This window comes from Sphaerisporangium sp. NBC_01403 (genome assembly GCF_045040145.1).
Lineage (GTDB): Bacteria > Actinomycetota > Actinomycetes > Streptosporangiales > Streptosporangiaceae > Sphaerisporangium > Sphaerisporangium viridialbum.
Map to the genome: position 1 here is coordinate 5,910,435 of NZ_CP109534.1, position 14,853 is coordinate 5,925,287.

16 protein-coding genes are annotated in these 14,853 nt (G+C 70.4%); 8 read left to right on the forward strand and 8 right to left on the reverse strand.

The features are described from left to right. Positions 1–610: 610 nt before the first annotated feature. From OG589_RS26305 to OG589_RS26330, 6 genes are all read left to right on the forward strand, one after another. Positions 611–1,063 carry a flavin reductase family protein gene (locus tag OG589_RS26305; protein WP_405152128.1) on the forward strand — a complete coding sequence of 151 codons (453 nt, stop codon included), beginning with the start codon at positions 611–613 and terminating at the stop codon, positions 1,061–1,063. Continuing rightward, a complete protein-coding gene (locus OG589_RS26310) occupies positions 1,060–2,214 on the forward strand; it encodes an acyl-CoA dehydrogenase family protein (protein ID WP_405140455.1) in 1,155 nt (384 codons plus the stop codon). The genes OG589_RS26305 and OG589_RS26310 overlap by 4 nt, the downstream gene beginning before the upstream one ends. A gap of 33 nt (positions 2,215–2,247) precedes the next feature. After that, complete coding sequence (locus tag OG589_RS26315) at positions 2,248–3,021, forward strand: SDR family oxidoreductase (protein WP_405140456.1); 774 nt, start codon at positions 2,248–2,250, stop codon at positions 3,019–3,021. A gap of 69 nt (positions 3,022–3,090) precedes the next feature. Continuing rightward, positions 3,091–3,849: an SDR family oxidoreductase gene (locus OG589_RS26320; protein WP_405140457.1), complete on the forward strand. Its 759-nt coding sequence runs from the start codon at positions 3,091–3,093 to the stop codon at positions 3,847–3,849. A 211-nt stretch (positions 3,850–4,060) separates the two neighbouring features. Further along, positions 4,061–4,294, forward strand: a complete 234-nt coding sequence (locus OG589_RS26325; protein WP_405140458.1) for a hypothetical protein — start codon at positions 4,061–4,063, stop codon at positions 4,292–4,294. Next, complete coding sequence (locus OG589_RS26330) at positions 4,291–4,692, forward strand: type II toxin-antitoxin system VapC family toxin (protein WP_405140459.1); 402 nt, start codon at positions 4,291–4,293, stop codon at positions 4,690–4,692. Before OG589_RS26325 ends, OG589_RS26330 begins: the two co-directional genes overlap by 4 nt. 47 nt (positions 4,693–4,739) lie before the next feature. On the opposite strand, the gene OG589_RS26335 is transcribed toward OG589_RS26330, so the two are convergent. Next, positions 4,740–5,651 carry a RimK family alpha-L-glutamate ligase gene (locus OG589_RS26335; protein ID WP_405140460.1) on the reverse strand — a complete coding sequence of 304 codons (912 nt, stop codon included), beginning with the start codon at positions 5,649–5,651 and terminating at the stop codon, positions 4,740–4,742. Positions 5,652–5,897: 246 nt separating this feature from the next. Here OG589_RS26335 and OG589_RS26340 point away from each other — a divergent pair, with 246 nt between their 5' ends. Together OG589_RS26340 and OG589_RS26345 are read left to right on the forward strand one after the other, a co-directional pair. Then, complete coding sequence (locus OG589_RS26340) at positions 5,898–7,292, forward strand: FAD-binding oxidoreductase (protein ID WP_405140461.1); 1,395 nt, start codon at positions 5,898–5,900, stop codon at positions 7,290–7,292. Positions 7,293–7,366: 74 nt separating this feature from the next. Next, positions 7,367–7,729 (forward strand): hypothetical protein, encoded by a 363-nt coding sequence (locus OG589_RS26345; RefSeq protein ID WP_405140462.1) that lies wholly within the window; start codon positions 7,367–7,369, stop codon positions 7,727–7,729. Between the two features lie 123 nt (positions 7,730–7,852). Here the strand turns inward: OG589_RS26345 and OG589_RS26350 are convergent, their stop codons facing one another. The 7 genes from OG589_RS26350 to OG589_RS26380 form a co-directional block, all read right to left on the reverse strand. Further along, positions 7,853–8,791, reverse strand: a complete 939-nt coding sequence (locus OG589_RS26350) for a hypothetical protein (protein ID WP_405140463.1) — start codon at positions 8,789–8,791, stop codon at positions 7,853–7,855. Between the two features lie 64 nt (positions 8,792–8,855). After that, positions 8,856–9,743, reverse strand: coding sequence for a hypothetical protein (locus OG589_RS26355; RefSeq protein WP_405140464.1), 888 nt, complete (start codon positions 9,741–9,743; stop codon positions 8,856–8,858). A 38-nt stretch (positions 9,744–9,781) separates the two neighbouring features. Then, positions 9,782–10,123 (reverse strand): PadR family transcriptional regulator, encoded by a 342-nt coding sequence (locus tag OG589_RS26360; RefSeq protein ID WP_405140465.1) that lies wholly within the window; start codon positions 10,121–10,123, stop codon positions 9,782–9,784. Between the two features lie 38 nt (positions 10,124–10,161). Further along, complete coding sequence (locus OG589_RS26365; protein ID WP_405140466.1) at positions 10,162–11,352, reverse strand: hypothetical protein; 1,191 nt, start codon at positions 11,350–11,352, stop codon at positions 10,162–10,164. An 11-nt stretch (positions 11,353–11,363) separates the two neighbouring features. Continuing rightward, a complete protein-coding gene (locus tag OG589_RS26370; RefSeq protein ID WP_405140467.1) occupies positions 11,364–12,800 on the reverse strand; it encodes an MBOAT family O-acyltransferase in 1,437 nt (478 codons plus the stop codon). A gap of 261 nt (positions 12,801–13,061) precedes the next feature. Beyond that, positions 13,062–13,976: an SDR family oxidoreductase gene (locus tag OG589_RS26375; protein WP_405140468.1), complete on the reverse strand. Its 915-nt coding sequence runs from the start codon at positions 13,974–13,976 to the stop codon at positions 13,062–13,064. A 62-nt stretch (positions 13,977–14,038) separates the two neighbouring features. Next, positions 14,039–14,812, reverse strand: a complete 774-nt coding sequence (locus OG589_RS26380; protein ID WP_405152129.1) for an SDR family oxidoreductase — start codon at positions 14,810–14,812, stop codon at positions 14,039–14,041. Positions 14,813–14,853 lie beyond the last annotated feature (41 nt).

A 14,853-nucleotide genomic window follows, 5' to 3' on the forward strand; every position in this document is an offset into this window, starting at 1 on the left:
CCGTTGTGAGCACGCCGCCTCCCGAGCGTCCGCAGTTGAGCAAGCGCTTGTACGGCTTCGAGGCTAGGTGCGTCCCGCCGGGGATGTCAACGATCTCCCGCGCGAGACGGCCTTGACTTCAACCGCGGTTGAGGTTGCACTCTGATCACGCCACCGCCCACGGCGGACCGGGGGACACAAGGTTGAGGAGGCCGACTGACATGCGGAAAGACCTGGCCGGCTTGACATCGCGACATCCCCTCTCCTATCGTCCAAGCAAGCGCTTGGTAAAGTAAGGGATACGATGGAGGAGACCGTCCCCCTCACGTCCTCCCCGTCGAGCACTTCCTGGGAGAGCCAGGCGCCACCCAAGGAGGCGAGCACGACGATGAGCACCCACGCGGCCCGGCTGGTCGTGCCGCACGGCGCCGCCGCGGCCCACGGGCACCCCTCCACGGTGCGCGACGGCACGCCCGCTCCCCCGCCTCCCCTCCCGCCCCTCCCTCCCGTACGTCCCGGCTCCCCGTCCGGCGCGGCGCCCGGCGCCAACGGGCGCCCCACCCCGGCCGCGCCCGCCTCGCCGCCGAACGGGCGACCCGCCGGCGGGCCCGGCGGGCAGCACTTCAGGAACGTGCTCGGCAGGTTCGCCACCGGCGTGGTCGCGATCACCGCGCTCGACCCGGTGACCGGTGAGCCGTGCGGCATGGCGGCCAACTCCTTCACCTCGGTGTCGCTCGACCCTCCGCTGGTGGCCTTCTGCGTCGCGCACACCAGCACGAGCTGGCCGAGGCTCAGGTCGGCGGGGCGGCTCTGCGTGAACGTCCTCGCCGAGCACCACGAGCCGGTCAGCAGGCAGCTCGCCGCCAGGGGCGGGGACAAGTTCGCCGGCCTCACCTGGACCTCCTCGCCAGGCGGGAGCCCCGTCCTCGACGGCGCGCTGGCCTGGATCGACTGCTCGGTCGAGGCGGAGCACCTCGCGGGGGACCACCTGATCGTCGTGGCCCGCGTCCACGACCTGGACGCCTACGCCGACCGCGGGCCCCTGGTGTTCTTCCGCGGCGGCTACGGCCGGTTCGACGCATGAGCGACGGCTTCCGGCAGGAGGTCCGTACCTGGCTGGAGGAGAACCTGACCGGCGAGTTCGCCGGCGCCCGGGGGCTCGGCGGGCCCGGCCGGGAGCACGAGGGCCACGAGCTGCGCATGGCCTGGGAGCGCCACCTGGGCGCCGCCCGGTGGACCTGCCTCGGCTGGCCGAAGGAGTACGGGGGGCGGGACGCGCCCCTTGACCAGCAGGTGATCTTCCACGAGGAGTACGCCAGGGCGGACGCCCCCGCCCGGGTGGGACACATCGGCGAGGGCCTGATCGGGCCGACCATCCTGCGGTTCGGCACCGAGGAGCAGAAGCGCGGGTTCCTGCCGCGCATCCGGTCGGGCGAGGAGCTGTGGTGCCAGGGCTACTCCGAGCCGGACGCCGGCTCCGACCTGGCGGGCGTGCGGACCCGCGCCACCCTTGAGGGCGGCGAGTGGGTCGTCACCGGGCAGAAGGTGTGGACGTCGCTCGCGCACCTGGCCGGCTGGTGCTTCGTCCTGGCGCGGACCGAGCCGGGCTCCCTGCGGCACCGCGGCCTGTCGTACCTGCTGGTGCCCATGGACCAGCCGGGCGTCGAGGTCCGTCCCATCGTGCAGATGACGGGCACGAGCGAGTTCAACGAGGTGTTCTTCGACGGCGCCCGCACGGACGCCGCGAACATCCTGGGCGCGCCCGGGGAGGGCTGGCGGGTCGCCATGGCGACGCTCGGGTTCGAGCGCGGCGCCTCGACGCTCGGTCAGCAGATCGGCTTCAGGCGCGAGCTGGAGGCGGTGATCGAGACCGCCCAGCGCACCGGGGCGTCGGAGGACCCGGTGCTGCGCGACCGGCTCGTGCGGTCGTGGCTGGAGCTGGAGATCATGCGGTTCAACGCCCTGCGCACGATGACGTCCCTGTCGGCGGGCGAGCCGGGGCCCGAGGTCTCGATCGCCAAGCTCTACTGGTCGGAGTGGCACCGCAGGCTGGGCGAGCTGGCGCAGGCCGTGCAGGGCCGGGAAGGCCTGGTGGCGAGCGGTGGGCCGTACGAACTCAACGACCTGCAGCGGCTCTACCTCTTCAGCCGCGCCGACACCATCTATGCCGGTTCGAGCGAGATCCAGCGCGACATCATCGCCGAACGTACCCTCGGCCTGCCGAAGGACCGCTGACCCGAGCAGGCGCCATCCCGACAGGAGCTCGCCATGACCCCCGCCTACCCACGCGCGCACGGCCTGCTGGACGGGAAGGTCACGCTGGTGACGGCCGCCGCCGGGGCGGGCATCGGGTACGCCACGGCCAGGCGCTGCGCGGAGGAGGGCGCCACGATCGTCATCTCCGACCGGCACGAGCGCAGGCTCGCCGAGGCCGCCGCGTCGCTCACCGGGCCGACCGGCGTGAAACCCCTCGCCGTGCCGTGCGACGTCACCTCGGAGGCGCAGGTCCTCGCGCTGTTCGACGCGGCCATGGACGCGCACGGGCGCATCGACGTCGTGGTCAACAACGCCGGCCTCGGCGGCACGGCCGACCTCGTGGACATGACCGACGAGCAGTGGGACACGGTCATCGACGTCACGCTCAACGGCACGATGCGCTGCACCCGTGCCGCGCTCAGGCACATGATCCCGCAGGGCCGCGGCGTGATCGTCAACAACGCCTCGGTCATCGGGTGGCGGGCGCAGAAGGGCCAGTCGCACTACGCCGCGGCCAAGGCCGGGGTGATGGCCCTCACCCGGTGCGCGGCGCTGGAGGCGGCCGGGCACGGCATACGGGTCAACGCCGTGGCGCCGTCGCTGGCCATGCATCCGTTCCTCGCCAAGGTGACCAGTGACGAGCTGCTCGCCGAGCTGGCGGCCAAGGAGGCGTTCGGGAGGCCGGCCGAGCCGTGGGAGGTCGCCAACGTCATCGTCTTCCTGGCCGGCGACTACTCGTCCTACATGACCGGCGAGGTGGTCTCGGTCTCCAGCCAGCACCCCTGACGCCGGCACGCCCGCGAACCGACCGGTCGGTATGGACGGCGCGGACGCCGTACGGCATCATCGGGTGGCATGACTCTGTTCTCGGTCGAAGGCAAGACGGTCGTCGTCACGGGCGGTTCGCGGGGCATCGGGAAGATGATCGCCTCGGGCTTCGTGGCGGCCGGGGCCACGGTGTACATCTCCTCGCGCAAGGCCGCCGAGGTGGAGAAGACCGCCGCCGAGCTGGGCTGCGTGGCCGTGCCCGCCGACCTTTCGACCCCCGAGGGCATCGAGACGCTGGTGTCGGCCGTGACCGCGCGCGAGCACCGGCTGGACGTCCTCGTGAACAACGCGGGGGCCACCTGGGGCGCACCGCTGGAGGAGTACCCGGAGCACGCCTTCGACAAGCTGTGGGGCATCAACGTCAAAGGGGTCTTCTACCTCACCCAGCGGTTCCTGCCGCTGCTGCGCGCGGCGGCCTCCGCCGACGACCCGGCGCGGGTGATCAACATCGGGTCCGTCGACGGCCTCCGGGTGCCCATCGTGGAGAACTACGCGTACTCGGCCGCCAAGGCCGGCGTCCACATGCTGACCCGGCACCTCGCCCACACCCTGGCCTCCGAGTTCATCACGGTCAACGCGATCGCCCCCGGCCCCTTCGAGTCCAAGATGATGGCCTACGCGCTGGACGACCCCCAGATGCGCGCCACGATCGAGACCCACGTCCCGCTCGGCCGCATCGGGCGGCCCGACGACATGGCGGGCGCGGCCATCTTCCTGTCGTCCCGCGCGGGGGCGTACCTCACCGGAGCCCTCATCCCCGTCGACGGCGGCATCTCCACAACCTGACCCGCTCCCGAGCCCACCTACGCGGCCCGAACCACCAACATCGACGGTCGTCCTCCCGTAGCAGCGCCCACGTGGAGGCCGCCCGTGCCCCCCGATTTCCCGAGCGTCGCGGGCCGCGCCCATGAGAAGCTGTCGCCTGAAGTAATCGCCACAACACGGAAGGTGACGTCCCCCCTTGTCCGCACTGCGTGTAGAGACATACAGTCGTCACATGGCGACGGTAGAGATACCAGATGTGCCCGAAGCCATCGTGAGCGCCCTTGAGGCCCAGGCCTTGGCGGAGGGTCTCACCCTGAGCGCTTACCTGCGCGCCGAGCTCGAACGCCTCGCCACGCGGCCCAGCAACGCGGAAATCTTCCAGCGCATTGCTCAACGCGACCGCAGCGGTGGCCCGACCACCGACGAGATCGTCGAACAAATCAGACGCGTTCGCGACGCGTCGTGATCGTGATCGAGTCCTCCGCGATGGTGGACGTCCTCGTAGCCGATCCCGTCAACCCCGAACTCGTGGCGGCGATCTCAGGCCAGCCGCTACACGCCCCAGCTCTTCTGGATTTCGAGGTCGCCAGCGCTCTCCGAGGTCGGATACTGGGCCGCAAGCTTGAACATTCCCGCCTCGATACCGCAATCGCAGACTTCCAGGGTGTTGATGTCAGGCGTTACCGCATGACCAGATTTCTCCCGCAGATCCTCGATCTCCGAGATAACTTCACCACGTACGACGCCGCGTACGTCGTTCTGGCAAAGGTTCTCAACGCGCCACTGATCACTACGGACGCGAAGATGAAGGTGGCCGAGAAGGCCGGCGTGGAAGTGCGCATCTTGCGTAGCGGCGACATGTGACATGGCTTGGCTCGCGCCCCGTCGACGGTGCGCGAGCCTTGCCATGTTCAGAGGAGGTCGCGGAGGGCGGTGGTGAAGCGGTCGGGGGCGCCGGGGGCGTAGGCCAGGTAGAAGTAGGGCTCGGTGAGTTCCAGTTCGATCAGTGCGGGGGTGCCGTCGGGGAGGCGCACGAGGTCAACCCGGGCGTACAGCAGTTTCTCGGGGATCGTCTCCAGCACCCGTTCGGCGAGTTCGAGCTGGTCGGGGGCGGGGTCGCGGAGGTCAGCGCCGATGTGGTTGGCGCGGGGGGCGTCGGTCCCCTTGGCCAGCATGGCGTTGCGGCGTACGGCGTGGCTGAACGTGCCACCGAAGAAGATCAGTGAGGTCTCGCCCTCGCTCTCCACCATGTCGAGGTACGGCTGCACCAGCGCGACCTTGCCGCCCGCGACGATCCGCCCGGCGTGCGTCCTGGCCTCGGCGGCGTCGGCCGTGCGGATGGTGTCACGCGCCCCGGCCGAGACGGCCGGCTTGACGACGTAGTCGTCCCACCCGGGAAAGCCGGTCTCGTCGTCCCACGCGCGGAGGCCGGCATGGCCGTCCGGCTCGGGAAGGCCGGTCTGGTCATCCCGCTCGGGAAGGCCGGCCTCGTCGTTCGCGGTCACCCAGTGGGTCGGCACGATGGGGATCCCGAGCCGCTGGAAGTCCCGCAGGTAGGTCTTGTCGGTGTTGCGCTCCAGCACCGCGGCGGGGTTCAGCAGGCGCGTCGCGGTCTCCGCCCGGTACGCCCAGTCCACGAACTCCTGGCGGCGGTCGATGTAGTTCCAGGTCGAGCGGACCACGGCGGCGTCGTAGGCGGCCCAGTCGGCGGCCGGGTCCTCCCAGCGCACCGCCGTGCCTTCGATGCCCGCCCGGCTCCACGCGGCGAGCAGCACCTCCCGGTCGTCGTCCGGACCGTCATAGGTGACATACGCGATCTTCACGGCACTCCATTCCATTCTCGACAGTCAGCACCGTGAGCATCGTACGGACATGTCGGATGGAGACCGGCGGCGTTCGGCGGCGGCGTGCTGCTTTCACCAGGAAAACGAAGGCCGCAAGCTGCTGACCAGTCAGTCCCAAGTTCTCCCCAAACGGGGTGGTGGACCGTATCCCGTACACACCCATGAGGATTCGGGGCCCGCAGGCGCGATAGGACGCCCGATCGGACCCCAATATGAGGAGAAATCATGACTTCGCAGGACAATGGGCTCGGCACAAGCGACCACGGCGCGCAGGCCGCTGGTCTCCGCCGCGTGGTGCGCGGCCGGGTGTCCGTACCCGGGGACGAGGGGTTCGACGACGCGCGGCGGGCCTGGAACCTCACGGTCGACCAGCGGGTCGGCGCCGTCGTGGAGGTCGAGGACGCGGCCGACGCCGCCGAGGTGGTCTGCTACGCCAGGCGGCACGGTTTCGGCGTCGCCGTCCAGCCCAGCGGCCACGGCGCCTCGGACGGCCTCGACGGGGAGATCCTGGTCCGTACGGGACGGATGGGCGGCGTGCGGGTCTGGCCGGAGCGGAGGCTGGCCCGGGTGGAGGCGGGGGCATCCTGGGGCGAGGTGCTCGCGGACGCCGGCAAGCACGGGCTCACGGGCCTCGCCGGCAGCTCGCCCGTGGTCAGCGTCACGGGGTACACCCTCGGCGGCGGCCTGAGCTGGTTCGGCAGGCGGCACGGGCTCGCGGCCAACAGCGTGCGCGCGTTCGACGTGGTCGACGCCGAGGGCGCGGCGAAGCGGGTCACCGCCGAGTCCGACGCCGAGCTGTTCTGGGCCCTGCGGGGTGGCGGCGGCGACTTCGCCCTGGTCACCGCCATGGAGTTCGACCTGTTCCCGGCACCCAAGCTGTACGGCGGCCGTATCATCTGGCCGGCCGACCGTGCCGCCGACGTCCTCGCCGCCTTCCGCGACATCACCGCGGAGGCGCCCGAGGAGCTGAGCGTGTGGTACGCGGTCATGCAGTTCCCGCCCTTCCCCGAGCTGCCCGAGCCGCTGCGCGGCCTGTCGGCGGTCGTGGTCGACGTCACGTTCCTGGGCGAGAGCGCCGAGGGTCGCGGGCTGCTGGACAGGTTCGACCGCGTTCCCGGGGTCATCGCCGACACGCGGGGGGAGGTCGCGGTGCGCGACCTGGGCGGCATCTGCGCGGAGCCGACGCTTCCCTCCCCCTCGATGATGCGCGCCGAGCTTCTCGGCAGGTTGGACGACGCCGCCGCCTCGGCGTTCCTCTCGGCCTCGGCGCCGGGAAGCGGCGCGCCGCTGGCGTCGGTGCAGATCCGTCACCTCGGCGGCGCGCTGTCGCGGCTCGCGCCGGACGCCGGGGCCTGCGGGAACATCCGCGAGCCGTACCTGGTGGGGGCGCTCGGGATCACGCCGACGCCCGAGGCCGCGCAGGCCGTCAGGGCCCGGCAGGAGGAGCTGCGCCTGGCGCTGGCCCTGCACACCACCGGCACCAAGCCCTTCAACTTCCTCGCGCACGAGGAGAGCGCCGTCTCGGCGTTCCCGGGTGACGTGCTGGCGAGGCTGCGCGACGCCAAGCGCCACCACGACCCGCTCGGGGTGTTCCGCGGCAACCACCCCATGCCGGCCTGAGGAGCGCCCGATTTGTCCCGAGGGTTCTTGGAAAGGACTCACAGCGGGTAAGAAGGTCATGACTGGGGGAAGTCATGAAAAGGATCACGACAGTCGTCGTGCTCGCCACGATGACGATGTTCGGTACGGTCGCGGCCGGGGGGCCGCCGGTCCAAGAAGAGAAGAAGTCCGTCAGCAAGGATCAATACCGCATTCTCATCCGTCAGTGCCGATACGCCGACACCACCAAGGAGCAGGAGGAATGCCGCGCGCGGGTCGAGGAGAAGTACGAGGTGGGCCCGCGCCCAGCCACCGACCTGGACTGCCGGACCTACTCCGGCGTGACCGTGTGCGGCGTGCTGAAGCTCAATGACCGCGAGCAGCAGTGCGTACGAGAGTCCATCGACAGCGGCCTGTCCTACCGCCGGGCCGAAGTGGAGTGCTACGCCTTCTACTGACGACCGGCGACCCGGTCAGCTCGCTCGTCCCGAACATACGCCCGTCGACAGGAGCCCCATGCCACCACCTCTCCTGGGGCTCCCACCTCGCCACCGTCGCCGTGGCCTGGTGCCGGAGTGGCCTCACAGTCCCTCGTAGAGACCGAACTCCAGGTACGCCTCTCGCTGGATCTTCCCGTACGCGGGCTCGTGCGAGGGGTAGAAACGCTTACCGCATTCCAGGTCGTCGAGGGCTGCCCTGATCTCTCTGGCGAGATACGGCCTGGCCTGGTCCGGCGTCAGGTCAGGCGCGTAGACCGCGTCCTTCGGCATGTCCTCCGACCGCAGGGCGTCGGGCACCTTCTCGCCGAGGCTGTTCTCCTCGGCGTGGAAGACGTTGCCTCCGCGCTGGGCCAGCGCGGAGGGCTCGGTGGAGTCCACGGCATAGCCTTTCCCCCTGAGGCAGTTCCCCATTGCCGCACCGAGCCGGACGAGCCGCGGATCGCCGTCGATTTCGAGGCTCACGCGCCGCTCGATCAGGGCGTTCGCCTGTTCGACCTGATCGAAGAACGAGTCCACGTCCTTACCGGTGATCTCCTTGATCGCCCGCCGATGGCAAGCGTCATCAGCAGCCCTGTACGCCTCGCGCTGGGTCCGTGAAAGCGCCCCCTGGATCGACAGGTTGGGGTTCAGGGGAGCGTCCGTTTTGACGGTGGGGTTCCCGAACTCCTGTGGGTAGGCGTAAAGGCTGAATACCCCGAATCCATATTTTTCGCGAAATCTCCGCATCGCCAGGTAGTCGCCGGATTCCCGGGCCCGCACCTCTTCGGTGTCCCTGCGGATCGGATTGAGATACGAGGAGACGAAGGCGACGAACTTGAAACCTTTCTCCTTCATGCAGTCGGCGCGTATCTCCTCTCGCAGCAGGACCCGATCCCGCTGCCCGGCCGCCCGGGTCTGGACCCGCGTCTCGGGAGGGACACCGCAGGCGGCGAGCACGGCGAGCAGGGCGAGCGAGAGGGACGCTCTGACGGCGGACCTTGCGGACAGGACGACCTCGCTTCGGTGGGCGGACGGCGTCATCGGCGGTGCGTGGCTGGGCGGGACGGTCTGGCGGCGATCACAGCAGACGGCCTGACACGGGCGATCACAGCAGCGCGTGCCGCCGCGCGTGGATGGGCACGGCCGCCGCCACGAGGGTGAGCAGCACGATGATGCCCAGATGGGAAAGCTCCTGCCGGCCGTAGAAGGACAGGTTCTCGGAGAACATCACCACGGCCGGCAGCAGGCAGATCCCCGCCGCGACGCCCCAGCGTGGATCGGCCGCGGCATGACCGGCCCAGACCGCCAGTGCGAGAAGCGCCACCTCCAGGCCGATGCCGGCCAGGTCCCGCAACGAGCCGGCCGTGACGGTGAGCCAGGCCGGGTCGGTGACCGCGAGCGACGGCGCCGCCAGCCACCAGCGCCAGGTTCGCCTCCGCAACGGCGCGGCGCGTACGGCCAGCACCGACAGGCCGAGGAAGACCAGCGCGTACGCGGCCACAGGGGCGACCGGGCCTCCACCGGAGTAGAGCGCGGGCGCATGCCAGATGGGGTCGGAGAAGATGGGCAGCAGGGTCTGGTCCAGCCAGGGGTAGCCCAGCACGATGGCGCACATCTTGCTCGCGATCAGCACCACCAGGGGCAGCGCCGGGCGTACCCGGCCCCGCAGCACCAAGAACACCGTGATCGCGGAGAGTGCCACCCACCACGGAATGGAGGTCGCGTACGGCAGCAGCACCGCCAGATTGGCGACCGACAGAACCGTAACCCCCAGGTGAAGCCCGTCGGCCCAGGCCGGCCCCTCCGCGACGTCCAGGGCACGCACCCGCAGCCCGCCGGCGATCAGGGCGACCGCTTCGCGCCATGACGGCGACGTCCGGCCGGGTGCGGCGGCGTCCAGCAACGTGGCGACGAGCTCCTCACCGTTGCCGGAGCGGTAGCCACGCGGGTAGGCCAGCAGGAGCCACCGGTAACGCCGCTCCAGGGCGCTCACGCCGGCGTCCATGGCCAAGCGTGGCCGCTGGCGAACGCTCACGTGAAGGCCGACCCTTGACGGAGCACGCGACTGGTCACCACCGACGCGGCCCTCTGCATCCGCTGCGCCTCGGCGGACACCAGGCCGCTGCCCTGCTCGGTGAGCCGGAAGTAGCGTCTGGGTCGCCCGTCGACGATCTCCTCGCGGTCCACCACGATCAGCCCGTTGCCCGCCAGCCGGTCGAGCGCGCCATAAAGGGTGCCCACGGGCAGCTTGATGCGGTTGTCAGACAGCCCCAGGACGTGCTTGATGATCCCGTGCCCGTGGAGCGGGCCGTCGAGGAGCGCGGCGAGGATGAAATAGGTGGGCTCGCTGACCGAAGATGATCCCCTGGCCATGGCCGTGACCATACTTCGGTCTGTGAAGTATGGTCAAGCTAAAGCGCCTTCTCCAGTGCGGCGATCGTGGCGTCGTCCAGCATCTCGCCGTGCCCGCCCGCGTAGTAGCGTTCCACCATCTCGAACACCACCACCTCACTCGCGGCGACCTGTGTGGCGACCTGCTCGGGGCCGGCCTTGGCGGGAGCGTCGCTGCGCAGCACGGTCAGATCCGCAAAGTACGGCGCGATCCATGAGACCGACTCGCGGGTGAACGAGTCACCGATCAGCAGGGTCCTCGGCTGGAACAACGGCGCCCGGGAGGAGGCGTTGGTGACGCGGTACGACATGGGCGCCCCCCGGTCGTCCCGCCGGACCAGGCGCACCCCGTCCCGGACCAGCTTCCACCGGTCGGCGGTCTCCGAGCGGGGCGTGCCCAGCAGCCGGCCCAGGTCTCCCTCCCGCATGTCCCGTCCGGCCGCGACCAGGCGGGTGTTCCGCGTCAGATCGGGCTTGAGCGCCCTGGCCAGCTCCCTGCCGTACAGGGCGGCGGAGCGCTCGTTCCAGTGACTGTCGGTACGCCAGTAGACGGGCTTGCCGGACTCCCGTTGCAATCGCTCCAGGGGTGCGCGCAGGTCGACGTACCCGGGTAGGCGGGCGGCGTTCAACGCGGCCCAGAACTCCTGCTTGCGCCTGGTCAGGCAGCGCTCGCCGAGAAAACTCTCCGGCAGCTTGTCCGGGTAGATGGTGGTCTTGTCTGGCGCCACGGTGAACACGAACCTCCTGCCGGACTTCCGCACGATCTCGGCCAGGCGGCGCAGCCGGCCGAGGATGCCGGCCACCGGCCTGACCGGCCGGCAGGCCTCCGCCACGTCGTCCCCGAAGTAGAGCCAGCCGTCGCGCCCCTCGATGATCCGGGGGTAGGCCGGCCTCTTGCCGGTGTTGGAGGACGGCGGCTGGCCGAACACCCTCTCGGACAACATGGTCCGGCCCCGCACGGCGTACTGCCGCAGAGGCAGGTGATCCACCGCCCAGGCCTCGAACTCGGGGACGAACTCGCCGGTTCCCGGCAGCGCCGGAAAGTCCCGCAGCTTCCGGTTCTCGATCTCGGCGGCCCGGTCCCCGGCGACGAACGCCAGCGCGGGGCCGAAGAAGAACACCACGGCCGCCAGCGGTGCCGCCAGCCGCCAGGGCCCGCGCCTTCGGGACGTTCGCCCCGCGACCTCCGGTTCGATGTCGATCACGGTCATCGGCGCCCCGATCAGAACTGGTAGTAGAGGAAAGGGCTGAAGGTGCCGGCGGCGACCAGCAGCGCGGCGTACGGCGCGGCCACCCACGTGACCGTGGCCCGTGCCGCCGCGGGCGCCCACCCCCGGCCGTTCTGGATCAGGGGGCCGAGCCCGCCCGAGCCCGGCAGCAGCACGACGACGCTCGCCAGCACGAGGATCAGCGTCCGCTGGCGGTCGAGCGCGAAGAGCACGAACTCGTCCAGCTCGCCCCATGGCCCGGTGAACATCGCCCCCAGCATGCCGAGCGCCTCGGCCATGGTCCCCGCCCGGAAGAACACCCAGCCGATGACGACCAGCAGGAAGGTGAGGCCGCGGCGCAGGAGGAGGGCGAGGACCGTCCCGGGCTGCCGGTCCCCGCCGAGCAGGCGTTCGATGACAAGGAGGCAACCGTGATAGAGGCCCCAGACGAGGAACGTCCAGTTGGCACCGTGCCAGAATCCGCAGAGCACGAAGATGATCAACAGGTTGCGGTAGGTGTTCAGGGCACCGTGGCGGTTCCCCCCGAGGGGGATGTAGACGTAGTCACGGAACCAGCGCGACAGGGATATGTGCCAGCGCCTCCAGAAGTCGGTCACGGAGTACGCCGAATACGGCCGGTCGAAGTTCTCCGGGAGGCGGAAGCCGAACATCATGCCGAGACCGACGGCCATGTCCGAGTAACCGGAGAAGTCGAAGTAGATCTGGAGGGTGTAGGCCATGGCGCCCACCCAGGCGGTCGCCATGCCGATGTCGCCACCGGCCTGCGTGAACGCCGCGTCCGCGACCGGTGCGATCGTGTCCGCGACGATGACCTTCTTGGCCAGGCCCAGAGCGAAGCGGGGGAAGCCCGAGGTGAAGTCGCGCAGCCGGTCGCGGCCGGTGTCGGCGAGCTGTTCGGAGATCTCGCGGTAGCGGACGATGGGCCCGGCGACGAGCTGGGGGAACATGGCGATGTAGGTGACGAACTGGACCAGGCTCTTCTGCGCGGGCCTGCTGTGCCGGTAGACGTCCACCACGTAGGACAGGTGGTGGAACGTGAAGAACGAGATGCCGATCGGCAGGGCGAGGCTCACGATCGGGGTGTGGCCGAGCCCGAGCGCGCTCGACAGGGCGTCGATCTGCTGGGCGGCGAACCCCGCGTACTTCCAGACGACCAGGATCCCGAGGTCCCACATGACGGCCGCCAGCAACACCGACCTGCGCGCCCCCGGCCGCTCCCGCAGTCGCGAGGAGTCCACGGCGATCCCCGCCGTGTAGTTGACGACGATCGCGGAGAGCAGCAGCGCGGTGTACGCCCCAGTTCCCCAGGTGTAGAAGACCAGGCTGGCCACGGCGACCAGACCGTTGCGCCAGCGCCGCGGCGACAACCAGTAGGCGGCCAGCGTGACCGGCATGAAGAACCAGAGGAACAGCGGTGAGACGAACGACATCGGCTTACCGCCAATGAGCCCTCGTCACCTTGGGCGGCCTCGCCGCGAGGATGGTCGCTGTGGCGCGAGCTTCCGACATGAGGCACCCCGTCCGGCATTCGAGCATGTTGGCCGCGAGCACGCCCGGCCGGCGCCGGTGTTCAGGGACAGCTCAGAGCGGAGACCGTCTCGCGCAGGCGTCAGGGCGGCGACGCCGACCATACATCGCCTCACGAAGTATGGTCAAGATCTCCCCAAGCCGGCCGGAAGGCCCGGCGGGGCTCATCCCTGTGCCGTGCCGTACACCGAGTCGGGGGCCGGGGCGTCGGCGATGAGCTTGCCGACGGCCTCGCCGATCTCGTGCACCTCCCACCGGGCGCCCTTGTCCACGCCCGGACCGTGGTTCCAGCCGGTGGCGATGGAGATCATGCCGCCCTCCACCTCGAACACCCTCCCGGTCACCTCGGCCGACTCGGACGAACCGAGCCAGACCACAAGAGGGGCCACGTTGCCGGGATGCATGATGTCGAAGCCCGAGTCGGGGCGTGCCATCATCCCGGCGAAGACCTCCTCGGTCATGCGCGTGCGCGCGGCCGGGGCGATCGCGTTGACGGTCACGCCGTAGCGGCCGAGCTCGGCGGCGGCCGTGTGGGTGAGCGCGACGATCCCGGCCTTGGCCGCGGCGTAGTTGCCCTGCCCGACGCTGCCGAGCAGCCCGGCGCCCGAGGAGGTGTTGACGACCCGGGCGTCCACGGGCTCGCCCGCCTTCGCCCGCTCCCGCCAGTACGCGGCCGCGTGCCGCAGCGGCAGGAAGTGCCCCTTCAGATGGACCCGGATGACGTCGTCCCACTCCTCCTCTGTCATCGAGACGATCATGCGGTCGCGGACGAACCCCGCGTTGTTGACCAGCACGTCGAGCCCGCCGAAGGCGCTGAGCGCGGTCTTCACCAGCCGCCCAGCGCCGTCCCAGTCGGCGATGTCGTCGCAGTTGGCGACCGCCTGGCCGCCGAGGTCCCTGATCTCCTCGACGACGGCCTGCGCCGGGCCGCCGGAACGGCCCGCGCCCTGAAGACCGGTACCCAGGTCGTTCACGACGACCTTCGCGCCCTGCCGGGCGAACTCCAGTGCGTGCTCCCGTCCGATGCCCCGCCCGGCTCCGGTCACCACGACGACGCGCCCCGCACAGATACCGCTCATTCACCATTCCTTTTCCGCAATGATCACTAAAGTTTCCCGCTGAAACGACATATATGTCCAGATCAGGAAAGTTGTCGCCAAGCCGGTATCTCGCCGCCGCCGTGCACGTGGACCCGCGCGCCCGTCACGAAGCCCGGGGAGCCGAGCCACAGGCAGGCCTCCGCGACGTCCTGCGGCCTCGCCATGCGCCCGGCGGGCACGGTCGCGGCCACCTGGTCGAAGGACCCGCCGTAGTGGCCCGCGGCGTTCTCGGTCTCGGCGAGGCCGACCACCACCGTGTTGACCCGTACGGCCGGCGCCCACTCCGCCGCCAGGCATCCGGCCAGGTGGTGGAGCCCGGCCTTGGCCGCGCCGTACGCGGAGGTGCCGGGCGACGGACGGTCCCCGCTCACGCTCCCGATCATCACGATCGAGCCGGCGGACGCCGAGAGCAGCGGGTACGCGCGCTGCGACACCAGCAGCGGGGCCGTCAGGTTGAGTTCGATGATCTTGGCGTGCAGGCGCGGGGACGTACCGGCGAGCGGCGCGCCCGGTGAGCCGCCCGCGTTGTTGACGACGAGGTCGAGCCGCCCGTACACCCGCTCGATCTCGCCGAACAGGCCGTCGACGTCGCCGGGGTCCCGGACGTCCGCCGCGAGGTACCGTGCCTGGCGGAACGGCCCCGTACCCCCGCGCAGCAGGCCCTCCGGCTCCCGCGGCATCCGCTCGGGCGGCTTGCGGGCGCAGACGACCACCTCGGCGCCGGCTCCGAGGAAGGCCGAGGCGATGCCCGCCCCGATGCCTCTGCTGCCTCCGGTCACCAGCACCACCCTGCCGGTGTAGTCGTAGCTCACCATCCGCACCACCGCCCCTGACCTGACCGTCGTGCTACGGTACC